This window comes from Myxococcus eversor, assembly GCF_010894455.1.
GTDB classification, from domain to species: domain Bacteria; phylum Myxococcota; class Myxococcia; order Myxococcales; family Myxococcaceae; genus Myxococcus; species Myxococcus eversor.
In genome coordinates this window covers 36,290-60,220 of sequence record NZ_JAAIXY010000034.1, presented here as the reverse complement: position 1 = coordinate 60,220, position 23,931 = coordinate 36,290, and the positions used below count along the sequence as shown (strand labels likewise).

At 68.7% G+C, this 23,931-nt stretch carries 17 protein-coding genes; 8 read left to right on the top strand and 9 right to left on the bottom strand.

The window, feature by feature from the left end; translation table 11 throughout:
* Positions 1-298: 298 nt before the first annotated feature.
* The gene (locus G4D83_RS43125; protein WP_163870783.1) at positions 299-1,321 is read left to right on the top strand and encodes an isopenicillin N synthase family dioxygenase; all 1,023 of its coding nucleotides are present in this window, start codon (positions 299-301) and stop codon (positions 1,319-1,321) included.
* A 1-nt stretch (position 1,322) separates the two neighbouring features.
* On the opposite strand, the gene G4D83_RS43120 is transcribed toward G4D83_RS43125, so the two are convergent.
* The 5 genes from G4D83_RS43120 to G4D83_RS43100 form a co-directional block, all read right to left on the bottom strand.
* On the bottom strand, positions 1,323-2,108 hold the full coding sequence (locus G4D83_RS43120; protein WP_240357144.1) for an immunity 52 family protein: 786 nt from the start codon (positions 2,106-2,108) through the stop codon (positions 1,323-1,325).
* Positions 2,109-2,120: 12 nt separating this feature from the next.
* Positions 2,121-3,605, bottom strand: coding sequence for a Tox-REase-5 domain-containing protein (locus tag G4D83_RS43115; RefSeq protein ID WP_163870782.1), 1,485 nt, complete (start codon positions 3,603-3,605; stop codon positions 2,121-2,123).
* A 165-nt stretch (positions 3,606-3,770) separates the two neighbouring features.
* On the bottom strand, positions 3,771-4,148 hold the full coding sequence (locus G4D83_RS43110; protein WP_163870781.1) for a metal-sulfur cluster assembly factor: 378 nt from the start codon (positions 4,146-4,148) through the stop codon (positions 3,771-3,773).
* Complete coding sequence (locus tag G4D83_RS43105; protein WP_240357143.1) at positions 4,145-5,260, bottom strand: amidohydrolase family protein; 1,116 nt, start codon at positions 5,258-5,260, stop codon at positions 4,145-4,147. Before G4D83_RS43105 ends, G4D83_RS43110 begins: the two co-directional genes overlap by 4 nt.
* Before the next feature lie 9 nt (positions 5,261-5,269).
* Complete coding sequence (locus G4D83_RS43100) at positions 5,270-7,621, bottom strand: PAS domain S-box protein (RefSeq protein WP_240357142.1); 2,352 nt, start codon at positions 7,619-7,621, stop codon at positions 5,270-5,272.
* A gap of 877 nt (positions 7,622-8,498) precedes the next feature.
* On the opposite strand from G4D83_RS43100, the gene G4D83_RS43095 reads away from it, so the two are divergent.
* Complete coding sequence (locus tag G4D83_RS43095; RefSeq protein WP_163870779.1) at positions 8,499-9,974, top strand: M20/M25/M40 family metallo-hydrolase; 1,476 nt, start codon at positions 8,499-8,501, stop codon at positions 9,972-9,974.
* A 405-nt stretch (positions 9,975-10,379) separates the two neighbouring features.
* Here G4D83_RS43095 and G4D83_RS43090 read toward each other — a convergent pair whose 3' ends face one another.
* Entirely contained in the window at positions 10,380-12,125 is a 1,746-nt protein-coding gene (locus G4D83_RS43090; RefSeq protein ID WP_163870778.1) for an MDR family MFS transporter, read from the bottom strand.
* 349 nt (positions 12,126-12,474) lie between these two features.
* On the opposite strand from G4D83_RS43090, the gene G4D83_RS43085 reads away from it, so the two are divergent.
* From G4D83_RS43085 to G4D83_RS43065, 5 genes are all read left to right on the top strand, one after another.
* Positions 12,475-14,511: a lysyl oxidase family protein gene (locus G4D83_RS43085; protein WP_163870777.1), complete on the top strand. Its 2,037-nt coding sequence runs from the start codon at positions 12,475-12,477 to the stop codon at positions 14,509-14,511.
* Positions 14,512-14,613: 102 nt separating this feature from the next.
* Positions 14,614-16,566: a lysyl oxidase family protein gene (locus G4D83_RS43080; protein WP_163870776.1), complete on the top strand. Its 1,953-nt coding sequence runs from the start codon at positions 14,614-14,616 to the stop codon at positions 16,564-16,566.
* Positions 16,567-16,578: 12 nt separating this feature from the next.
* On the top strand, positions 16,579-17,730 hold the full coding sequence (locus tag G4D83_RS43075) for a cysteine desulfurase family protein (protein WP_163870775.1): 1,152 nt from the start codon (positions 16,579-16,581) through the stop codon (positions 17,728-17,730).
* A 97-nt stretch (positions 17,731-17,827) separates the two neighbouring features.
* Positions 17,828-19,054, top strand: coding sequence for an ABC transporter permease (locus G4D83_RS43070; RefSeq protein WP_163870774.1), 1,227 nt, complete (start codon positions 17,828-17,830; stop codon positions 19,052-19,054).
* Positions 19,055-19,066: 12 nt separating this feature from the next.
* Entirely contained in the window at positions 19,067-20,290 is a 1,224-nt protein-coding gene (locus G4D83_RS43065; RefSeq protein WP_163870773.1) for an ABC transporter permease, read from the top strand.
* Positions 20,291-20,383: 93 nt separating this feature from the next.
* Here the strand turns inward: G4D83_RS43065 and G4D83_RS45730 are convergent, their stop codons facing one another.
* Positions 20,384-20,542, bottom strand: coding sequence for a hypothetical protein (locus tag G4D83_RS45730; RefSeq protein ID WP_176435050.1), 159 nt, complete (start codon positions 20,540-20,542; stop codon positions 20,384-20,386).
* A gap of 175 nt (positions 20,543-20,717) precedes the next feature.
* On the bottom strand, positions 20,718-21,275 hold the full coding sequence (locus tag G4D83_RS43060; RefSeq protein ID WP_163870772.1) for a hypothetical protein: 558 nt from the start codon (positions 21,273-21,275) through the stop codon (positions 20,718-20,720).
* A gap of 584 nt (positions 21,276-21,859) precedes the next feature.
* On the opposite strand from G4D83_RS43060, the gene G4D83_RS43055 reads away from it, so the two are divergent.
* Positions 21,860-23,107: a phospholipase D-like domain-containing protein gene (locus G4D83_RS43055; RefSeq protein ID WP_163870771.1), complete on the top strand. Its 1,248-nt coding sequence runs from the start codon at positions 21,860-21,862 to the stop codon at positions 23,105-23,107.
* 26 nt (positions 23,108-23,133) lie between these two features.
* Here G4D83_RS43055 and G4D83_RS43050 read toward each other — a convergent pair whose 3' ends face one another.
* Complete coding sequence (locus G4D83_RS43050) at positions 23,134-23,763, bottom strand: DUF3575 domain-containing protein (RefSeq protein ID WP_163870770.1); 630 nt, start codon at positions 23,761-23,763, stop codon at positions 23,134-23,136.
* Positions 23,764-23,931: the final 168 nt, after the last annotated feature.

Below are 23,931 nucleotides of genomic sequence, written 5' to 3'. Positions count from 1 at the left end.
GGAGTGCGCCCGGGTCCAGTGGCTCGTGGGTCGCGTCACGCCTGCTTGCTGGTGGGCACGGGGTGAGTGGGAGTACCCGAGCGTGTGGTGGGGTCCGTGAGTTCGCCCAGGTCCAATGACACGCGAGGTGTGTCGCGCCTGCTGGTGGGTGAGCACGGGGTGAGCGGGGCCCACGAGCGTGGTGGTCGGGTGCGAGGGGAGTAACGCCGACCCTGAGAGTGCGCAGGACTACTCGTTAGAGGCGGGCCTGCGTGTGAGGTCGGGCGCCCCGCGTGCGGCTCGGTGTAGGCTTCCTGGCATGGCTGGAGTCACCACCGCGCCGGAGCGCCTGCCCGTCATCGACATGTCCCCGCTGTTCGACGCGTCTCCTTCCGAGGCTCGGAAGCAGGTGGCGCGTGAAATCGAGCAGGCGTGTCGCGACACGGGCTTCTTCTATGTCTCCGGGCATGGGGTTTCGGACGCGGTGCTCGCGCGGATGGAGGAGGAGAGTCACCGCTTCTTCGCGTTGCCGCGTGAGGCGAAGGAGGCCATCGCCATGGCGCACGGTGGGCCCGCGTGGCGTGGCTGGTTCCCGCTGGGGGGCGAGCTGACGTCGGGGAAGCCGGACCGCAAGGAGGGGCTCTATCTGGGCACGGAGCTGGGGCCCGAGCATCCGCGAGTGAAGGCGGGCTGGCCGCTGCACGGGGCGAACCTGTGGCCGCCGGAGGTGCCGGGGCTGCGCGCGGTGGTGCTCGACTACATGGCCGGGGTGACTCGCGCGGCGCATGCGTTGATGGAAGGTGTGGCGGAGAGTCTGGGGTTGGAGCGGGACTATTTCCACCGGACGTATACGGCGGACCCCACGGTGTTGTTCCGCGTCTTCCACTACCCCGCGGAGCCCGAGCCCGCGGATGGCGAGGAGCACTGGGGCGTGGGGGAGCACACGGACTACGGGCTGCTGACGCTGCTCGCGCAGGACTCGAATGGTGGGCTGCAGGTGAAGTCGCGACGCGGGTGGGTGGACGCGCCGCCGCTGCGGGGGACGCTGGTGTGCAACATCGGCGACATGCTCGACCGGCTGACGGGCGGTTGGTATCGCTCCACGCCGCATCGGGTGAAGAACGTGAGTGGGAGGGACAGGCTCTCGTTCCCGCTCTTCTTCGACCCGGATTTCGCGGCGGAAGTCTTACCGCTGCCGGATGTGGCTTCGGCGGATGTGGATGAGGACCGTGCTCGCCGGTGGGACGGGGCGAGCGTCCACGCGTTCGAGGGCACCTACGGGGACTATCTGCTGGGGAAGGTGTCGAAGGTGTTCCCGCAGCTCGTGCGGCGGGTGCTGTAGTTCACGCGGGTCTTCGCACGATGGGCTCCATGAGGCCGGCCTTCACCAGCAGCTCGTGGACGCGCCGAGCGAGGGCGACGTGCTCGGCGTTTTCGTAGGTGAAACGCTCGGGGGTGAGGATGATGAGGGTGCCCTGGTCCCCGACGTGCTCGATGCGGACGGGCGCGGGGAGTGGAGGCACGGTGCCTCGGTGCCTGGCGAAGTAGGATATCCAGCCGGGTCTGTCGTTGGCTTGACCGTCGCGCTCATCCTCCGTAGCTCGATACGCGTGTGACATGGCGATGGCCCAATCGGGTTCCCATGCCAGTGCCATGCAGCGCACCACACTCGTGAGGACGGACGCGGTGATGATGCGGTCCGCGTTCTTGCTGCGACCGAGCGAGGGCAACGACAGCACGCACGCATTGGAATTTCCCTCCCCGTAGCTTCCGGAATGGATGCGGAGGCCTGCTCTGTCGTAATTGCCCCCTCCATTTCCGAACCAGAAGCTGAAGCCCAGCTCTTCAATGACGGGCCCTTTTCCTTCCCGATTGACGCCCTTGCGAAAGAGCTCGGTGAGGGTGGGGAGATCGGGCGGCATCAATGGGTATTTGTTGCGCGCCTCCTTGCGCGATCGAGTGGGTTTGTACCAATGGGCCAGGAACGGGTCGCATGGTGCCAGGTGGTTGAGAAAGGTCGCAGTGCGGTGAGCGCACTGCTCCGGTGACTCGCGGCGCGGTCCCCAATAGGCGCCTGCGTAATAGGTCTCCGGGTATGAGTAAGGCTCGAATTCTGGTTGGAGGGGCACGGAGTTGTTTCCTTAGCGCACCGGAGTGTGGAACACCCTGATATCTTTGACACCATTGGCACGGAGCAGCTTCTCAATGGCCTTTGCCGACTTCATCTCTGCGACGTGCCATTCAATGGGAATGCCCAGACCGCGAACCGACCGTTCTTGTCGTTGGGCTTGATCGATGATCTTTTGAGCCCCCGTGGGCTCGAACCAGTCTTCGGGGTCGAACTGGTCCGTGAACTTGTTGTCGTAGTTGGGGCCCTTGGCCTCCAAGAGTTTCTCGTCCTTGTATCCGTCGAACTTCACGTCGCCCACCCAGTAGGCGTCGTCGGCGGTGTGTCCCGAGATTTGCTCCTGGTATCGGCGAGCCGCTGGTTTCATGGACTCGTTCGCGGGCTTCCACTGTCCAGGCCCTCGGGAGGGGGCTGGGCTCTGCCCTGCTGATTTTGCACGCTGGAGGATGATGGCCGCGCCGGGTCCACCGCCCAGCACCGCCGCCGCGCGCCCCACTGGCACCGAGACTCGCTCCATGACGAGCGCACCACTCGCGGAGAGCGACAGCACTGGAACCTCCGCCGTCGCGAACGCCGTGCCTCCCATCGTCTTCGCGACGCCACTCGCCGTTCCCCACGCCGTGATGAGGCCCGTCACCAGCTTGGAGACCACTTGAATCTGCTCTCCCCGGGGCAGGTACTGGAAGTGCTCCAGGTACTCCGGCGATGACGCCAGCAAGGCCGACAGCGTGGCGGGCATGTGCTGAAGCGCGGCGAGATGGTTGGCGGGAGAAGTCGAGAAGAACTGCCCCACGGCCAGAGCAAGCTCGACGAAGGACTCCTCCGCTCCGTCCAGGACCCGGCTCACCGTGTCGGCGTCGTCGTGGACGTCGGTGAACGCACCGCCTCGCAGCTCCTCCAGTCGTGAACCCAATGGACGGAAGACGCCCCCCTTGCCCGTGTAGAAGCGCCCCAGCTCGAACAGCCCCGCTCGGAAGTTGGCGTCCTTCCACTCGACCTGACCCACGCGCTGCTGCGTCTGTCCGCTGCGCACCCAGGCGAGGCATCCATCGGGCCTCAACACCGCCACCTGCTCGAAGCGCTCCGTCCGGCGGACCAGCTCGGCGCGTGACGCCTCTCCCGAAGCCATCACCTCTCGCAGCATGAAGCCCACGGCGACTCGCGCCGGAAACTGTCCCAGCGTCACGGCCTTGTCGGGCAGTCTCGCCAACAGCCGTGCCGCTTGAGTGGGCGTGAGGGACTGACCGGACAACGGGCGCTCATCCCGTTCATCCAGCCCCGCCACCGCGAGCAACCGCTCCCAGGCATCTACACCGACGACGGCTGAATCCACCGACCGCGCACTGGATGCGAGGAGGCGCGTGTCGCGTCGACGGTGGCTTCGAGAATCCGCGCTCGACAGTGCATCCGAGCGCAGCGCTCCGCCAGGAGGAGGCGGAAGTGATGCGCAGCCCGTGCTCAACAGCACCACGCTCAACAACACGACCTTCATGTCCATGGACTGGTTCCCCAGAAACTCCGAGGCGGAAGACCCGTGATGCAAGCTCACGGTGAACCTCGACGCACCCGCGTGGGCCACGGTGTCGAGGCGAAAGCCTTTCGCCTCACGTTCACCGCGCGCCGCGACGAGCGGGCCCTCGGGCCCGCCGCGCGTCCGTATCGCTCAGCTCCCGCTCGTCGCCGGTGTTTCCGTGCGCGGCAACAGGCGCCCACCCAGCATGGTGATGCGCCGTGCCGCCAGTCGCTCACGCGCCTCGGGCTGGATGTCCTGCGGCGTCCACTTCAGGTCGTGGTCGAACTCCACGTGCACGGACTCGACGCCCTCCTGGCCCGTGAGACGCTGCTCGATTTCCCGCATGAAGTACGCGGCCATCATGCACATGGGAGACGTGATGTGCAGGCGCACCGTCACCTTCCCATCCTCGTGCTTCACGCTCTGGATGAGCCCCATCTCCCCAATCCCCAACGGCACGCCCGTCGCCAGGCTGCACGGGTCCGGAATCGACTGGATGCGCTCTCGCAGCGCCGCTTCCGTCGTCACGGCCGCGCCTCCGGCTTGTAGCTGTAGGGCTTGATGTCGCCCTTGGCGCGCTTGCGCGAGAACTCGTCGTTCTCGATGCGCTTCTTCACCGCCTCCACGTCCACCCCGGCGTAGCGCGCGTAGTTGTCGCAGAGAATCATCCGCTTCACCTCCGGCGTTACCTGCATGCCCGCCATCTGCACCAGCTCCTCGGGCAGTTGGAAGTCGTGCCAGAACTTGTGCAGCGCCGGCTGCGGATGGCTGAACACCGTGCCGGAGCCCCACATGATTTTCGCCGGGCCCGCCCACTTGAGCAGCGCCGCCAGCGACTCCGCGAACCAGCGCTCCCGCTTCACCAGCAACGCCCCCGTCACCTCCAGGTTGACGTACACGTTGGGGAACAGCGACAGCTGCATGCCCGTCTCGTCCAGGAACGCCATGCCCCCATGGACGATTTCGAAGTTCAGGTCCGGGAACGCATCCGCCGCGCCGCCGATGTCGTCGACCTTGTACGGCTCCAGAGGCACCGCCCCCATCGGCAGGCCCTTGTGCACCGCGATGTTCTTGATGCCCAGCTTGCGCGCCCGCTCGAACAGCGGAAACGCGATGCTCGGGTCATCCATCCGCCAGCCGGTGTGCTTGAACGAGTCCCCCAGCCACGCGGCTGGATAGAGCTTCAACCCCGTGGGCTTGAGGTCCTCCGCCTGGCGCTCCAAATCCTCCAGCGCCGCCGTGCCCCGCAGCGGGTCCACGCCCGCGTAGACGAGGAAGCGGTCCGGGAAGCGCCGCTTGATATCCACCGTCTTCTCGTACGAGCACAGCCCGTCCGTGTAGAGCGTCTGGAGCGGCAGCACGTGGTGCACCGCCAGGTCGATGTCGCTCTCCACGAAGAGGATGTGGGCCAGCTCGTCCACGGACCAGTCCTTCATGAACTGGTCTGCCTGCGGGACGCGGTGCGAGTCGTTGGACAACCCGCTGTGCAGTCCGAAGATGAGCTGTGCCAGGGACTCGGCGTACTTCCCCGCGCGCCAGTTGGACGGGTGCAGGTTGTACGCATGCGTTACCGCATCGATGACGAAGCCGCCGCCAATCACCAGGAACTCCCTTCGGTTGCGCGCCGGGAAATCCGGCACGGTGAAGTCTCACTCATTCGTGGCAAGCGCGGCGACGTCAGGAGAGTCGACCGCCAGCACTTCTCCGACGATTTGTTGAATCATCTGCGCATCGAAGGGCTTCTCGATGCGTGGATTCGGAATGCGCTCCAGGAACTGGCGCGCCCGGGTGGTGTACGAGCCACCGGTGATGAAGATGAAGCGCAGGCTCAGCCCGGGCTCACGCTCCCTCACCCGCTCGTACACGTCCATGCCGGTGATGCCCGGCATCATCAAGTCACAGAAGATGGCGTCGAACGGGCCTCCGGAGGACAGCTTCGTCAGCGCCTCCTCGCCACTGCCCACCACCGTCACCTGGTGCCGCTTGCCGATGATGCGCGCCAGCGAGCGTCCCACCGCGGGCTCGTCGTCAATCACCAGCAGCCGACCGCTGCGCTCCGACGAGGGCGCGGGCAACGCGGGCACCTCGCGCGGCGTCGCGTCCGCGGGCGCGGGCGGCAACTGCACGGTGAAGGTGGTGCCCCGCCCCGGCTCGCTGCGCACGGTGATTTCCCCACCCAGCCCCCGGATGATGCCGTGGCAGATGGACAGCCCCAGCCCCGTGCCCGAGCCCACCGCCTTCGTCGTGAAGAACGGGTCGAAGATGCGCGCGAGCACGCTGGGCGGCATGCCAGAGCCGGTGTCGCTCACGTCCACCGCCACGCCGCCATGCACGCCCGGACGCACCCAGATGGTCACCTGCTGGTTCGCCGGGTCTCCCTCCGGAATGGCCTGCGCCGCGTTCACCACCAGATTGAGGAACACCTGCCCCAGCCGGGACGCGTCCGCGTGCACGGGCGGCACGTCCTCGTAGCGTTTGACGACCTGGGCCCGGGGACGCAGCTCGCTGGAGGCCAGCTTGAGGGAGAACTCGAGCGACTCGCGCACGTCGAGCAGCTCCCGGCGCTCCTCGTCCTGACGGGAGATGTACTTCAAGTCCCGGACGATGTTGCGCACGCGGGTGGCGCCCTCGAGCGCCTCCTTGAGCAGCTCCCCGGTGTCCTTCAGGGACCCGGACCAGCCCGGCGCGAGCGCCCCATCCGGGAGCATCCGCCCCAGCTCCCCGCCCAACCGCTGCATGGACTCCATGGCCGACTCCAGATTCGCCATGACGTAGGTGAGCGGGTTGTTGATTTCGTGGCCCACGCCCGCCGCGAGCGTGCCGGCGAGCACCATCCGGTCCGACTGGAGGAGCTGGGCCTGCATGTTCTTGCGCTCGGTGATGTCGCGCGCCATGACGACCACCGCGCCCACGCCGTCGAAGTCGACGGGCAGGCCCGCGCTCTCCGCGTCGAACCAGGTGCCGTCGCGGCGCAGGTAGCGAATCTCGCGCAGCGGGGCCAGCTCGCCCCGCGCCACCACCGCATGCACGCGCTGGCGCACCACATCCAGGTCGTCCGGGTGGACGATGGTCCAGATGGGACGGCCCAACAGCTCGCTGGCGTGCTCGTACCTCAGCGCGCGCAGCAGCGTCGGGTTGACGTAGACGAAGCGCTGGTCCCGGTGGACGAAGATGGCCTCGGGTGCCGTCTCGATGAGCTTGCGGAAGCTCTGCTCGGAGCGGTGCAGCGCTTCCTCCGTGCGCTTGCGCTCGGTGACGTCCTCGAAGGCGAACAGCCGGTAGCGGGACTCGTCACCGCTGGCGCCCATGGGCGTGGAGAGCCGGCGCAAGGTCCGCCCGTTGGAGAGCACCGCCTCGTCCCCGTGCAGCGGCGGGGGCGCGTCCGTCTCCGTGGTGGCGGGATTCAAGCGCAGGAAGGCGGCGGCCTCACCGGCGCGCAGGCAGTGGCCCAGCACGTCCTCGTGAGAGACCTGACCCTTGCGCATGGCGGCCTCGAGCGACTCGATGCCCCACAGCTGGCAGAAGCGACGGTTGGCGTAGAGGACGGTGCCGGAGCGAACCTCCACCACGTACAGGCCCAGGGGCAGGCTGTCGCTCATCGCCCACGGCGGCACCGGACCACTCGAATCGGCGACGGGGCTGCGGTGCTTGTCCAGCGCGGGAGGTGACTCCAGCCTCCGCACCGTGCAGTACAGCGGCCCCCCCGCCGCGGAGCACGCCGCGCTCCACACGAGCCAGGCCCACGTCCCATCGCGACAGCGCCACCGACAAGAAAAGCGCATGGTGCCCGTCGTGCGCGCCAGCGACTCCAGCCGCGCATCCACGGCGGAGACGTCCTCCGGGTGGACGAAGCCCCGGTAACCTTCCAGCCGCAGCTCCGTGGGAGACCAACCCACCGTCACCGTCCATGCGGGATTGGCCTCCAGAATCCGGCCCTGCGCACCCAGCACGACGAACAGCTCGGTGGAGAGCTCGAAGAAGCGGTGAGCCCACTGCTCCATCAACATTGCGTTCCTTCAACGCCCAGGGGCGCGAGACGCCACGGCCCTGGGGGGAGGGGGCCGCACGTCGCTTGGTGCATGACGGGGTGAAACGAGTCTTCGCGGACATAGACACCATTTCAGGAAAAAATGCATGTCCGTAATTCATTGGGGCAGGCGCGCGGGTGTGTGCCCGGATGCAGGGCAACCACAGGGGCGAGCGTCGACGGCTCAAGCCAATTCCTGTCGCATTCCTGAGGAGTCGCGTCGAGGTGGGTAGGAATCCACCGCGATGGGTGCGCGTGGCTCCGGTCCACACCCCGCGTCTGTCTTCGGACGACCGAAACCCTTATCCATTCCGTCAGGGATGAGCGGAGGCTTGGGCAGACGTCATGGGGTAGCGTGGCTGTCCGCGAGTCCGCCGTGCGCTCGGCATGAGACAGCCCCATGCCTTGGGTCGCCGCGGCGGCATGGCAGGCTTTGGATCTCCACGGGAGGTTCAAACCACACTTGCGCACCTTGATTTGGTGGTGTGGCTGTAAAATTGAACCCCTTTCCGGGAAATAACGTCCGCTTGTACGCTGAGTGAGGCACCGGGCTTGACGTCGTTGCGAATGATCTTCAACATGCCCGGCACGTTTCCTCCCAAAGAGTGAGACGCAGCGGCGGTAATCGCCTCCCCCAAAAGCGATATCGCCGTATGAAGTCCCAGTTGAGCCCCGCGCGCCGCGTTCCCCCTCTCGGCGCGCGGTGGCCCCTGGGATTCCCCACGAAGTCCTGAAGAATCCCTTCGGTCCCCACCAGGCAGGCATCCGGCGCTCGCACCGGGCGTGGAGAGCATCTCGCTTGCGAGGCCCGGAGGCCGGGCGGAGAGTGGGCGCCTCTTCCGGAGGTCCTCTTGCCCGTCTCCACGTTCATCCTGTCGTCATCCCTCGCGCTCCAGCTCGTCTCGGGTGCCGCGCCGGCCGCCACGAAGTCCACGCCCGCGGCGAAGGCCTACGCGCCGCCCCTGGCTGTCGCGGAGAAGCTGGTGGGGCCCGCGCTGACGGAGGGCCATTCGTATGCGCGGCTCGCGGAGCTGACGGATGGGATTGGCCCGCGCTTGTCGGGCTCGGAGGGCGCGGCGGCGGCGGTGCAGTGGGCGCTGCGCAGCTTCAAGGCGGACGGGGTGAAGGCGTGGACGGAGCCCGTGAAGGTGCCGCGCTGGGTGCGCGGCGAGGAGCGCGGCGAGGTGCTCGCGTCCGAGCGCACGCGCGGCCATCCGCTGTTCCTGCTCGCGCTGGGTGGCAGTCCTCCCACGGCGCCGGAGGGGCTCACGGCGGAGGTGGTGGAGGTGACGTCGCTGGAGGGGCTCACCGCGCTGGGTGACTCGGTGAAGGGGAAGATTGTCTTCTTCAACCACACCATGACGGTGGCCGCGGACTACGGGCGCTTCGCCGGACTGCGCGGCCGAGGCCCCGCGATGGCGGCGAAGGCGGGCGCGGTGGGGGCGCTGGTGCGCTCGCTGGCGACGGCGTCCCTGCGCACGCCGCACACCGGCTCCACGCGCTTCGAGGACGAAGGCCCGCGCATCCCCGCGGCGTCCGTCACGACGGAGGACGCGGACCTGCTGCATCGCCAGCTCGGGTTGGGGCCGGTGCGGGTGAAGCTGGTGCTGGGGTGCTCGGAGCTGCCGGACGCGGACTCGCACAACGTCGTCGCGGAGATTCGCGGCCGGGAGAAGCCGCAGGAAATCGTGCTCATCAGCGCGCACCTGGACTCGTGGGACGTGGGCACGGGCGCGCATGACGACGGCGCGGGCGTGGTGATGGTGATGGAGGCGGCGCGACTCATCGCGAAGCTGCCGCAGGCGCCTCGGCGCACGGTGCGCGTGGTGCTCTACATGAATGAGGAGAACGGTCTGCGCGGTGGCCGTGCGTACGCGGAGACGCATGCGGCGGAGCTGTCCCGGCACGTGGCGGCCATGGAGATGGACGCGGGCGGTGGGCGTCCAGTGTCCGTGAGCCTGCGCGCGGGCGCGGGTGGGCAGGAGCTCATCAAGCCCTGGCTGACGCCGCTGGTGGCGCTGGGCGCGGCCAACTTCTCCGCGCGCGAGGCGGGGGGCGCGGACATCAGTCCCCTGGTGCCGGCGCGGGTTCCGTTCTTCGGCGTGGAGGTGGACTCCAGCCGCTACTTCGATGTGCACCACACGCACGCGGACACGTTGGACAAGGTGGATCCGCAGGACCTGGCGCGCAGCACCGCCGCCACCGCGTGGGTGACGTACGCCATCGCCGAGTCCCCGGACACGCTCGTCCGCCCGGAGGCGCCCACCTCGCCGCAGCCCGGCTCGGCGCCCGTGGCGACTCCCCCGAAGGCCAGCGCGGGGCACTGAGCGGGGGCCCCCGCGGTTCGCTGCGGGTGGAGGCACTCAATTTTGTCGATATCGGGCGGTTTGCTTTCAATCCGCCGCCGGATTGCTGTCAGAGCCGCCGATATCGACAAAATTGGATGAAGCCTGAGCGCCCGCATCTCAGGGAAGAGCTCTGGGAGCATCCGCCCGCGTCTCCATAAGGCGTGGCGCTGATGCGCAAGGAGGCATTGGTCGTTCAAGATCGTCAAGGAACCCTCGTCCCTCCACGCCGAGGGGCATCTCTTCGCGACGACCGCGTTCGACGTGTGGCTCGAGTCGAGGCCTCTCCCTCCTTGCGTCCGGGATGGGGCGAGGCCGGGCACCTGCCCGTGCACATCTACACGCTCGAAGCCTGGTCCACCGCGCGCACCTTCGCGTGAGCCCCGCTCACTCCGAGGGCGCCGGCTTGCGTCCGCGCTGCAGCGGCTGCTCCGGCAGTCGCAGCGTCACCAGGAACGCGAGCAGCGCGACCAGGATGGCGCAGCGGTACACATCCGACACCGCGCGAGTGAAGGACTCCTTCAGCGCCCGGCTCGTCCGGTCCACGGCCTCCAGCGCGCTCTGCTCCTGTGCATCCACCTGCGCCACCGCGGAGTCGGACGCCTTCACGCGCTGACGCTCGGCCTCCAGCTCCGCGCGCACGCGCTGCTTCACCTCCTCCGCCTGGAAGACGGTGCGCGCCGAGCCCCCTTCACCTCCCGCGCCGGGTGTGGCGGAGGCCAGCTCGGCGCGAAGATGCGGAGGAAGTCCCTCGGTGGCCTGGGCCACGCGGGTCCCCATCTCATGGGACAGCGTCGTCGCGAACACCGCGCCCATCAGCGCCACCCCGAGCGTCATCCCGAGCTGCCGGAAGAACGTCGCCGCCGACGTGGCCACGCCAATGTGCTGCGGTGACACCGTGTTCTGGATGGCCAGCGTGTAGAGCGGAATGGTCGGCCCCAGGCCCACGCCGACGAGGACCATCTTCACGGTGACTTCCGCCTGCGTGGAGTCCGGCGTCAGCGTGAAGCCCATCACCGTGAAGCCCACCATCAGCAGCACGAGCGCGCCGAGCATCAACACCTTGTAGTGGCCCAGCCTCGAGACGAGCTGCCCGCTGAGCACGTTGCCCGCCACCACGCCCAACGTCAGCGGCGTCAGCGTCAGCCCCGAGTGCGTCGCCGACAGCCCCACCACGTTCACCATGAACAGCGGCAGGAACACGACGCCCGACAGGAACACCGCGCCGATGATGAACACCGCCAGGTTGCCCAGGGCGAAGGTCTTCTGTCGGAACAACGTCAGGTCCAGGAGGGGCTCGTGCGCGCGTCGCTCCTCGCGGATGAAGAGCGCCGTGCCCACCGCCGCCAGCGCGAACATCCCCAGCACCTGCCAGGAACTCCACGCCCAGCCGCCCCCGTGCGCCACCTGCTCCGCGCCGCGTCCCAGACTGAGCGCCATGAGCAGCGGCACCACCGCCAACGCCAGCAGCACCGCGCCCACCAGGTCGAGCTTCCCCCGAGGGATGCCCTCCGGCCGCAGACGGGGCATGCGCAGCAACACCAGCGCGAGCGCCACCGTGCCCACGGGGAGGTTGATGAAGAACACCCAGTGCCAGCCGAGCCTGTCGGTGATGAAGCCACCGGCGAGCGGACCCACCACGCTCGACAGGCCGAACACCGCGCCGAACAGGCCCTGGTACTTGCCTCGCTCGCGGGGCGAGAAGAGGTCGGCGACGACCGACAGTGCGCCGGTGAACAGCGCCGCGCTGCCCAGCCCCTGCACCGCGCGGAACAGGATGAGCGCCACCGTGGAGCGCGACACGCCACACAAGAAGCTGCCGAGCAGGAAGATGACGATGCCCGCGGCCAGCACCGCGCGGCGGCCGAGCAGGTCCGACAGCTTCCCCCACACGGGCACCATCATCGTCGACGCGACGAGGTACGCGGTGGTGAGCCACGGGTAGAGCGCCGGAGAGATTCCCAGGTCCGCCTGGATGGACGGGCCCGCGGTGGCGACAATCGTCTGGTCCAGCGCCGCGAGCAGCAGCCCGAGCAGCGCGCCCAACAAGCTGAAGACCTTCTGTGAGCGCGTGAACGCGGGGAACGCGGCGGGCGCTGCCTCGAAGGACGTGGGCGCGGCGGACGGAGCCATGTTCGCGAGCAGGACTTCCAGCGCGGAAGCCTTCGCGCGAAGGTGAGCCCTGTCCGGTGGATGCGCCACCGCCCTCGCACGACAGGTTGCTCGGCGAACATCCGACGTGCGCGCCGCTCGAGTCCGCCACGTCGCGCCCGCGTGTCGCGCGGATACGTGTCAGGCCCTGCCCACACCTCGGGGAGCGCTCCTCCAGGGTGCGAAGACAAACACTCTGGACGACTCGGAGTAGATGCTTGTCACGTGACAAGCATTTGTCCGCGTCGCGGGTCCTTGGGAATAGCCTCCGGTCCCCTTCATCCCGGGCCGGGGGTTCGTGCGCTTCGGCGCATGACAAGGAGTGGCATCGATGCGTCTGTCCGCTGTCCTGTCCCTGTCCACGCTGATGGTCGTCTTGTGTGGCTGCCCCGACGACCCGGACCCCGCACCCGACTCGGGGACTCCCGATGCAGGTGCACCCGACTCGGGGACCCCCGACGCCGGTGCACCTGATGCGGGCGAGCCTGATGCCGGTGCTCCCGATGCAGGGACGCCCGATGCGGGCAACGAGCTCTCCGAGGTGCCCCTGTGGCGGGTGGACCATGACGCCACCTACGCGGCGGGGTGCTTCGGCCGCACCATCGCGATGGGAGACCTGGATGGTGACGGTCAGAAGGACCTCGTCGTCGGTGCCCCGCCCTGCATGGGCCAGACGCGTGAGCCCGGCCGCGTGTACCTCTTCCCCGGACAGGCCCCGTACTTCGCGAAGCAGGGGCCCTCGTGGACCATGGACTGGCGCAACAGCAACTCGCGCACCACCGGTAACGGCATGACGGTCTCCGTGGGCAACATCGACGGAGACGCCTACGCGGACCTGCTCATCTCCGGTCTGTATGGCGCGCTCGTCTTCAAGGGGCGCCCCGTCCTGTCGGAGCTGCTCTCCGAGGTCGCCTTCCAGGTGCCGGGCGGTGGCTTGTACGGCAACACGCTGCTGACGGATGTCACCGGCGACGGCCTGGATGACCTGGTCAGCTCGAAGGGCGGCATCGTGTCCGTCTATCGGGCGCAAGCAGGGCAGGTGCCCTTCGTCCTGGTGTCCCGGACGGCCTCTCTCTTCGGGACGAGCTTGCGTCGCGTGGGAGACACCAACGGCGACGGCGTGCAGGACGTGGTGGCCTACAGCGCGGAGACCTTCCGCCTCTACCTGGGCTGCAAGCAGGACAGCGCGCTCACGTGTGACGGCGCGCTGACGGCCGAGCCCGTGTGGTCCCTGAAGGCCTGGGCCATGGGCCTGTTCCCCGACCTCAATGGAGACGGACAGCCCGAGCGCTTCACGGGACTCGGCGGTGGCACCTGGCAGCTCTACCTGTCGGACGCGCAGTCAACGGGTGGCTATGGGCCGATGCCCACGTGGCAGTTGGTGGAGGACCCGCTGTTCTCGCTGCTCGGCTCACCGCAGCCGGTGGGGGACCTGGACGGAGACGGACAGGCGCACGACTTCATCGCGAGCTCGATGGGCCGGCTGTACTTCTTCTCTCCCGGCGCGGCCATCTCCTCGGACTTGAAGCCCTCCTTCGCGTGGCCTCGCGCGGACGCGCTGCCCTCCAACTTCGAGGGCTTCATGAGCCACGCGGTGCTGGCGCCCGGAGACCTGGACGGCAATGGCTTCCGTGACCTCGTGGTGGGCATCGCTCCGCCGACGGGGCTGGTGGATGGGCCCGCGGGCCGCGTCGTCATCCTCGGGGGCGGGCACGTCCCCGCGCCGCCCGCGCCGCGTCCGCACCTGCCGGAGTCGAAGAGCTGCGGACTGGTGGTGGACCCGGTGAATGGCAAGCCGGACCTCACCGTGGATGGAGACGTGCTCGCGCGCTCGCTGTACGTGGAGCGGAAGACCTTCAAGGCGGACGCCTGCGAGGTGCTGGAGGGCTGCGTGCCGGCCGCGGGGCAGCGGCGCCTGCTGCGCTTCAGCACCTCCATCCTGAACCTGGGCAACGCGGTGGCGGACGTGCCCACGTCCGAGGAGCGGCCCGACCTCTACGTCTACGACGAGTGTCACGGACACGAGCACCTGACGGACTTCGCCGGCTACGCGCTGCGCGACGCCCAGGGCAACGACGTCGTCACCGGCCGCAAGCAGGGCTTCTACCTGGTGGACTACCACCGGCAATGCTCGGACGCCGCGCCGATTACCATCGGTGAGCGCATGAGCATCTCCGCCGGCTGGTCGGACATCTACGTCGCGGATATCCCCTGCCAGTGGATTGACATCACCGACCTCACCGACGGCACGTACACCCTGCGCGTCGGCGTGGACGAGAAGGACATCATCGAAGAGGCGAACGCGATTCCCAACGAAGTGAAGCTGGATGTCCGCATCGACGGAGACACCGTGACGGTGGTGCGCTGACCCCGTCCGCCGAGGCGGCAGGGCCGGGCGCGCTGAGTCCTCGCGCGCCCGGCTCGTGACACGAGGTGTTTTCCCCGCGGTACCCCAGAAGAGGAGTCGCTCATGCGTGTGCCCTCGAGGTCGCTGGTCGTCGTGTGTCTGCTGTCGGCGCTGGTGGGCTGCAAGGATGACGACCCGCCTCCCGCGCCGAAGCCCACGCTCTCCGAGACGCCGCTGTGGCAGGTGAAGGCGGACCCGAGCTTCCCCAACGAGTGCTTTGGCGGCGCCGTGGCGCTCGCGGACTTCAACGGGGACGGGCGCAAGGACCTGGTGGTGGGCTCTCAGGCCTGTCAGTTGCTGCTCACCAGCACGCTCAACCCCGGGCGCGTGTCCATCTTCGTGGGACAGGAGAAGTTCTTCTCCACCCAGGCCGTGTCCGCGCCGATGACCTGGCAGAACACGCACCCGAGAACCTCCGGGCAGGTGCTCCGGGTGGCGGCGGGCGACGTGAATGGAGACGCCTACGCGGACCTGCTGGTGCATGGCCGCTACGGCTCCTCCGTCTTCCTGGGCCAGGCGGACCTGGCGGCGATGCTGGCCGCGCCGACCTTCCGTGTGCCGGGAAACGGCATCTTCTTGAGCTCCCTCTTCGTGGACTTGAATGGAGATGGCCGGGATGACCTCATCGCCACCCGCGGCACCGAGCAGCTCTTCTACCTGTCCACGCCTGGGGCCCGGGAAGAGGGGCTCTTCACGCTGGCGCGCACTCGCACGGGCTACTTCTCCGCTTCGGCCGCGGGGGACCTGAATGGGGATGACGCGGGGGATGTGGCGCTCTCCCTGGAGGATGGCCGGCGGGGCTACTTCCTCGGCTGCAAGCCTGGCAGTGCCTTCGCGTGCGATGGCCCCATCTCCACGGAGCCGTCGCGAATCGAGACCCTCCTCGGGCCCATCGACCTCCTGCCGGACTTGAACGGAGACGGGCATCCAGAGGCCTTCCTGTTGGCGGACTCGGGCCCGTTCCAGTTCCACTTCTCCCAGCCGGACGGCGCGTTCTCCTCCACGCCGGCGTGGTCCACCCTGGGGGACCCCTCCTTCCCCTTCTTCGGCGCGTTCTCCGGCGCGAGCCTCGTGGGCGACATGGATGGCGACGGCCAGCGCAACGACTTCGTGGTGGGCTCCGCGGGGAGGCTCTACTTCTTCTCACCGAAGGACGGCATCTCCCAGGCGCTGCAGCCCGCCTGGTCCTGGCCCCGGGGTGACGTCGTCCCCAACGGCTATCGGACGTACCGGCGCTATTCCGTGGTCGCGCCAGGAGACCTGGACGGCGACGGGTTCGAAGACCTGGTGGTGGCCTCCACCGAATTCGGCGACGTCCTCGACAAGCCCATGGGCGACGTGTCTGTCTTCGGAGGAGGTCAGGTGCCGACGACGCCCACCGCGCCTCCCTACCTGCTCGCGCCGAGGATTTGCGGCCTGGGGATAGACGAGGTGAACGGCAAGCCGGACCTCACCGTGGACCAGGACGTGCTCGAGCGCACGGTGCACGTGGTGTGGAAGGACTTCCCCGCCGACTCCTGCGAGGTGAAGGAGGAGTGCGTGCTCGCGCCGGGTCGTCGCAAGCTGCTGCGCTTCAGCACCTCCATCCAGAACCTGGGCAGCAAGTCCGCGGTCCTCCCACCCATCGAGGAGAACCCGGACCTGTATGTCTATGACGCGTGCCATGGGCACGACCACCTCACCAACTTCGCGGCCTACGAGCTGAGGGACTCCGGCGGCAACGCGGTGATGAGGGGGCGCAAGCAGGGCTACTTCCTGGTGGACCTCCAGAGCTACTGCGCGGAGTCGCCGGTGTGGACCGTCCACGAGCCCATGGGCATCTCCCCGGGCTGGTCGGACATCTACACGCTCGACACCCCGTGCCAGTGGGTGGACATCACCGACGTGGCGGACGGCACCTACACGTTCCAGGTCAGCGTGGACACGCGCGATATCGTCGAGGAGGGAACGGTCCACCCCAACACCGTGGGCTTCCCGGTGCGCTTGGAGGGAGACACCGTCACGGTGCTGCCGTAATCCTGCGGGGCCATGAGCCCCGAGCGCCCGCTGTACCTGGACCACAACGCCACCACCCCCGTGGACCCGGAGGTGGTGGACGCCATGCTGCCGTACCTCCGCGAGCACTTTGGCAACCCGTCCAGCGGCCACCCCTACGGACGCCGCGCCCACCAGGCGCTGGAGGCGGCCCGCGCGCAGGTCGCCGCGCTCATCGGCGCGAAGCCCTCTGAAATCCTCTTCACCTCCGGCGGCACGGAGGCCAACAACCTGGCCATCCGTGGCACCGCCGAGGCCCGCGCGGAGCGGCGCCACCTGCTCACCTCCACGATTGAGCACCCCGCCACGAAGCTGCCCTGCGACGCGCTGGAGTGGCGGGGCTGGCGCGTGACGTGGCTGCCCGTGGACACAGAGGGCCGCGTGCGTGTGGAGGATGCCGAGCGCGCGCTGGACGCGGAGGGAGATGAAACCGCACTCGTGTCACTGATGCATTCCAATAACGAAACGGGCGTGTTGCAACCCGTGGCGGACATCGCCGCGCGGGCCCACCGTCACGGCGCCACCGTGCACACGGACGCGGCGCAGTCGGTGGGCAAGGTGCCGGTGGACGTGAAGGCGCTCGGCGTGGACCTGCTCACGCTGGTGGGCCACAAGCTGCGGGCACCCAAGGGCGTGGGCGCGCTGTACGTGCGTGAAGGCACTGCGCTGCGCGCGGTGACGTTGGGCGGAGGCCAGGAGCGCGGGCTGCGGCCGGGGACGGAGAACGTGCCCTACGCGGTGGGGCTGGGCGTCGCGTGTGAGCTGGCGGGCCAGCGGCTCGCGCGGGGTGGAGACGCGGCGCTGGTGGCCCTGCGGGAGCGACTGTGGGCGCGACTCTCCGAGGCGGTGCCGGGCGTGGCCTTGAGCGGGCAGGGGGCCCAGCGGCTGCCCAACACGCTCAATGTCCGCTTTCCGGGCGTCCGGGGCGGCGCGGTGCTGGCGGCGACGCCGGAGGTGGCCGCGTCCACGGGGTCCGCGTGTCACGACGGGGGCGAGTCCGCCTCCCTGGTGCTGCGGGCCATGGGAATCCCGGAAGCGGACGCCCTGGGGGCGGTGCGACTGTCCCTGGGGCCGGACACCACCCAGGAAGAAGTAGATCGGGCGGTGGTTGTGCTGGCGCGCGGGTGGCGGCAGGTGGCGGGCTGAATTCTCCGTGCAATCATCGCCCCGCTTCCGGCGTAGGGCGTGGTACCGGAGCGTGCCGCCGGTGCGGCGCCACCGCCGACGCGAGAGGGTGTTTCACGTGAGCATCAGGGTCGACGTGTGGGAGGGCGGGCGCATCGCGCTGTTTTCGCTGCGAGCCAACCGCCTGCGGACGGTGCTGACGACGGTGGGGATTGGCGTGGGCGTGTGCACGCTCCTGGCCATCGTCGGCATCATCCAGGGCATCAACCAGTCCTTCGCGGACCAGCTCGCGCAAATCGGCGCCAACACCATCCAGGTGTCCAAGTTCCCCTGGGCCATGGGCGGCGACTGGTGGGAGTACCGCAACCGGAAGAACCTGTCCGTGGACCTGATACCCGCCATCCTCCAGTCCTCGGAGCACGTGGTGGCGGCGGCGCCCGTCTTCTTCGACCGGGCGGAGGCGCGCTTCCTGGACCGGCGCATGGCGGGCGTGACGGCGATAGGGACGACGGCGGACTACTCCCTCATCTCCTCCTACACCGTGGACAAGGGCCGCTTCCTCACCGACGCGGACGTGAACACGCGCTCGCCGGTGGTCGTCATCGGCGCGGAGTTGACGCGCACGCTGTTCCCCGGATTGGACCCGGTGGGCCACCGCATCCTGCTCGCGGGCAGGCCCTACCGCGTGGTGGGCACGCTGGAGCCCAAGGGCACCGTGCTCGGGGAGAATCAGGACACGGCGGTGCTGATTCCCTACCGCACCTTCCAGGAGCACTTCGGCAAGCGCAACTCGCCCAACATCATGGTGTCGGTGGACTCGCCCGACCACACGCTCGACGTGGTGGACCATCTGACCTCGGCGCTGCGCCGCGCGCGCGGGACGCAGCCCGGGGTGAAGGACGACTTCGCCATCAACCGGCCCGAGCAGCTCGCCAACATCTACGCCAAGCTCACCGGCGCGCTGTACGGCGCGGCGACGGGCGTGGGGCTCATCACCCTGCTGGTGGGTGGCATCGGCATCATGAACATCATGCTGGTGTCGGTGCGCGAGCGGACGCGGGAGATTGGCGTGCGGCGCGCGCTGGGCGCGAAGAAGCGCACCATCATCATCCAGTTCCTCCTGGAGGCCTCCAGTGTGTCCGCGGTGGGCGGCACTCTCGGGACGCTGGTGGGGCTGGGCCTGGCGAAGACGGTGTCGTTCATCACGCCGCTGGCGGCGGCGGTGGAGCCGCTGACGGTGGTGGCGGGCGTGGGTTTCGCGGCGACGGTGGGCCTGCTGTTCGGCATCTGGCCCGCGGCGCGCGCGGCGAACCTGGACCCCGTGGAAGCGCTTCGCCATGACTGAGGAGACGCCGCGATGATGGCCTTGCTGGACACCTTGCGGCTGGCGTTCGGGACGTTCGTCTCCAACCCGCTGCGCTCCTTCCTGACGCTGTTGGGCATCGTCATCGGCGCCACCACGGTGGTGGCGATGATGGGGCTCATCGAGGGCCTGCGGAACCAGGTGAACGAGAACCTGTCCGAGCTGGGCGCCAACTGCTTCCAGGTGCAGCGGCTGCCCTTCGGCGCGGGCAACCTGTCCCTGGCGGAGCTGTCGCGCCGGCCGCGCTTCACCTTCGAGGACCTGGACGCCATCCGGGAGATGCCCTCCGTGCTGACGGCGGCGGGCGAGGACTCCAAGGGTGGACAGAAGCTGTCCACGCAGCACCGCGAGACGCGCGCCAACATCGGCGTGTGGTCCGGGACGCCGGAGTACTTCCAGACGAACTCGGTGGTGGTGGCCTCGGGCCGCGCCTTCACGGACACCGAGTACCTGGATGGCCGGCGCGTCGCGGTGATTGGACCGGACCTGGCGGACACGCTGTGGCCGGGGATGGAGCCCCTGGGGCAGACGTTCCGCCTGCTGGGCCGCAACTTCACGGTGGTGGGGACGACGAAGCGCAAGGGCAGCTTCCTGGGCGGTGGCGGCCAGGACAACACGGTGATGATGCCGCTGACGGCGTTCCGTCCGCTGTTCGGCTTGAGCAATTTCCGGGTGAGCGTGCAGGCGCACTCGGCGGAGGTGCTGAAGCGGGCGCAGGACGAGGTGACGGTGCTGATGCGGCGGCGTCACGGACTGAAGCCGATGGATGCGGACGACTTCTTCGTGTTCTCCAACGAGAGCTCCACGGAGATGTTCAACAACATCTCCCAGGTGATTTCCGTGGCCAGCTTCGGCGTGTGCCTGCTGTCGCTCCTGGTGGGCGGCATCGGCATCCTGAACATCATGCTGGTGGCGGTGACGGAGCGGACCCGGGAGATTGGAATCCGCAAGGCGCTGGGCGCGAAGAAGCGGCGCATCCTCGCGCAGTTCGCCACGGAGGCGGTGGTGCTGTCCTTGACTGGCGGGGTGCTGGGGGTGCTCCTGGGGATAGGGCTGGCGCACCTGGCGCGCTGGGTGCTCGGCCTGCCCACCGAGGTGCCGGCCTGGGCGGTGGGCCTGTCCCTGGCGATGAGCTGCGGGGTGGGGCTGGGGTTCGGAATCTATCCGGCCGCTCGCGCCGCGAAGCTGGACCCCGTGGAGGCGATGCGCACGGAATAAATGCGCCACCTGTCAGCGCTGTGTGTCCCATGAAAAGGGGCCCCGCCCGCGTACAGCGGACCGGGCCCCTTTCTCGCGTCTAGGCCGCGAGGATTACGGGCAGGGCGCGGTGCAGATGAGCTGGCCGGTGATGGGGTGCTTGTAACAGAACGGGGCGCACTCGGACTTGGGGGCCTCGGTGGTGAAACCCGTGGTCACACCAAAGACAGCGGCGAGGGCAACGGCAATGCGGAGAGTCTTGAGGGCCGACATGGGGTGTGTCTCCAGACTGCGTGTCTGTGCTGCCCGGCAAGGATGGTATTGATTGTAATTGATGACAACTAATAAATGGCGAGCAGTGCGGTGCGTGTGGTTTTGACGGAAAGACTCGCACGGAGCGCGCCAGTGAGACATCACGGCTCGCCGGCGGGGTGTGGCGCGCCTGTAACTATCGAGTGTGTTGGTTGGAGCGTGGGCCGCCGCCGGCCCATTGGTAGCCGAGCGTCGCGCCGGTGCCGATGAGGGCGAGGCCGATGAGGGAGCGGGCGTACTTGAGGCGGATGCTGGGCTCGGCCAGCTTGGTGAGCAGGCCGTCGACGGCGGCGGCGAGCAGGGTGCCGGTGGCCGCGCCAGCGAGGGCTCCGAGGTACGCGTCGCCCTGGTTCTGGCTGCGTCCGAAGGCGACTTCCCCCATGCCCCAGGTTCCGAGCGCCGCGAGCGGCGGGGTGAGCAGGAGTCCCCCGGTGAATGCGGCGACCTCCAGGTCCATCCAGCGCGCGGAGCCCGGCGTGATGGGTCGCAAGAAGAGCAGGCGCGAGGGCCCGTAGCCCGCGAGCATTCCGGCGGCCGTCTCAGCGGCGGTGGCGCCCAGGCGTGTGTCACCGCCGACGCGTGTCGCGCCCCACACTCCGCCGAGCGGGAGCAGGGCCAGTCCTCCGTGCGCCACCCAGGCACCCGTGGACAGCGGGAGGTCTTCCCGCTCGGCGAGGACGGGGACATCACTCATGTCGCCGGGCAGACGTGTGCCGTCGGGGGGCGCTGTGTCGGCGCGGAGGGTGAGGCTCGCGCGGTCGGAGCGTCGTGCCGAGGTGATAGTGGCGGCGCGGAGCGCTCGGCGCGTGCCGTCGGAGCTCGCGGTGTCGGCGCGGAGAGCGCGGCTCGTGCGGTCGGGCTGCGCCGAAGTGATGGCGTCGCGGAAGGTGACCGTTTGTCCCGAGCCGACCTGGTGGAGTGCTCGTGGAGGTGCGTCCGCGCTCGGAGATTCGGCACTCGGCACGCCGGCATTCGACGGGAGTGTCCGCCGGAGCGGTGCATCAGCAGCCAGGCGACGCGGTGGTTCAGCGTGCGCGGAGGTGGTTTCGAGCAGGAGCCCGAGAAACCAAAAGCGCAGGAGGATGCGTGCACTCGGAGGAGGTCGTGACATGGGGCTCGCGGGGGGAGGGTGCTCACGCGCCGGCCCTGGCTCCACCGGGCACCTGGCCCGAGTGCCCTGCGTCGCACATTGTGCGGGTCCCCAGGTGTTGGCGGATGGACGCCCTGGAGTGTCCGACGGCAGGTGCCGACCTGAGGGAGAGCCACTAGCTTCGTGCGGTGAAGCTGGCCTGCTCCGTGCTCGTCGCGTTGCTCGTCGCCGGGTGCCCTGCTCCGAATCATCGGCATGACCTCCGGCTGCGCACGCTGCCCACCGGGGAGGGCGAGACGCGCTCGCTCGCGTTCTTCCAGTCGCTCGGGGTGCCGCTGTCTCCCGGGCACGGCGTGGAGCTGGTGGAGAACGGCCGCGTCTTCGACGTGCTCGAAGCGGAGATTCGCGCCGCGCGCTCCAGCATCCACATCGCCAGCTACATCTGGCGTCCGGGAGAGCCGTCGGAGCAGTTGGTGCGCGCGATTCGCGAGCGGCATCCCGGGGTGGCGTGTCGCGTGCTGGTGGACCCCCTGGGCAGCATCAACTTCGAGCCGGTGGGGCTGGCGCTGTCCAACGCCGGCTGCGAGGTGCGCATCTTCCGGCCGATGCAGGGGGCGTTTCCATCACTCGACGCGGCACGCATCAAGACGCGCATGCACCGCAAGCTGGTGGTGCGTGACGGCGAAGTGGGAGTCACCGGAGGCTTCGGCATCTGGAAGAGCTGGCTCGGCGATGCGCAAGGGGAGGACTCCTGGCGCGACATGAGCGTGCGCGTCGAGGGCCCCGTCGTGCGGGACATGCAGGTGGCCTTCGCGCAGAACTGGCAGGAGGCGGGCGGTGACTTCCTGCCGGGGGAGGCGTTCCCGGAGCTGTCCGTCCGCGGTGGAGCGCGCGCGGGCTTCGTCGCGAGCACGCAGAACCGGTTCCTCTCCGACGCGCGGCGGATGACGCTGCTCACCATCGCGGCGGCGCGGCGGCGACTCTGGATATCCAACTCGTACTTCATCCCCTCCGACGCCATCAGCGACATGTTGCTGGAGAAGGTGAAGCAGGGCGTGGACGTGCGGGTGGTGGTGCCCGGCCGTCATCACGACATCGCGCCCGTGCACGCGGCGCAGCGCGCGACGTATGCGCGACTGCTGGAGGGCGGCGTGCGCATCTGGGAGTACGAGCTGTCGATGATGCACTCGAAGACGATGCTCGTGGACGAGGACCTGTCCGTGGTGGGCTCGACGAACCTGGACCCGCTGGCGCTGAGTACGTCGGACGAGTGCTCGCTGGTGGTGGAGGACGAGGCGCTCGCGGCCCAGCTCGCCGCCGCGTTCGAGAAGGACCTGCGCCACTCGCGGGAGATTCACTGGGATGGCTGGCGCAGGCGCGGCCTGTTGCAGCGCCTGGGCGAACAGCTCCCCGGGTTCATCAGCGACTATCTCTGACGGTGCCCGCGTGGGGCGCGCTCCGGTCAGAAGCGGAAGGTGGCCCCCATCTGGACGAGCGGCTCCACCGCCTTCTCGTGCTCGACCTTGTCCAGGATGTCACTGCCCGAGCAGAAGCCGAAGAGGCAGAGGGTGGGCGGGCGTACGGTCTCCGTCCGGGTATGGGTGGACTGCGCTCCCGCGCCCAATGTCACGAGCCACCTGTTCCCCAGTGGGTGGGCATAACCCACGAGCCCGGCCAGGGACTTGCGGGTCGCGTCCGTGTTGCTGTCCACCTCGAAGGCGGTGTAGCTCGCCTGGGCCGACATGAAGAAGCCGTGGAAGGTCTGCTCGCTGCTGAGGAAGAAGCGGCTGCCGACCTGGAAGCCGATGGCGTTGAAGTCGAGGCCGGCATGCGGGCCGCCGTACACCGTGAAGTGCGGCAGCAACTGCTGCTCCATGTTCACCGTGAGGGCGGGTGTCTTCGCGAGGCCCTCGTCCACTCCGAGCGAGTGACCCCGAATCCCGATGTTGAGCGCGGCGAGCCACGACGCGGGACCGGATTGCGTGCCCTGGCGGTGATGCGTCCGACTCGATGTGTCGTCCTGGGCGAGCGCCACGAGCGGAGTGGCGAGGAGTCCCGCGAGGAGGCCGAGTCGATGGGGGTGGCATTTCATGGGAGCGCCCCAAGGCAAGCGGTGTGCCGTATGCAAACACGCGAGATGACGACACCTGGCGCGTCCGGATTGTGCAGCGCCCTGCACAAGTGCGAAGGCCGCCTCGCCTCGCCGCCACGGTCCGGTGGCGGGCATGGCCCCTGACGAGCCTTCGCTCCGCGTGAAACA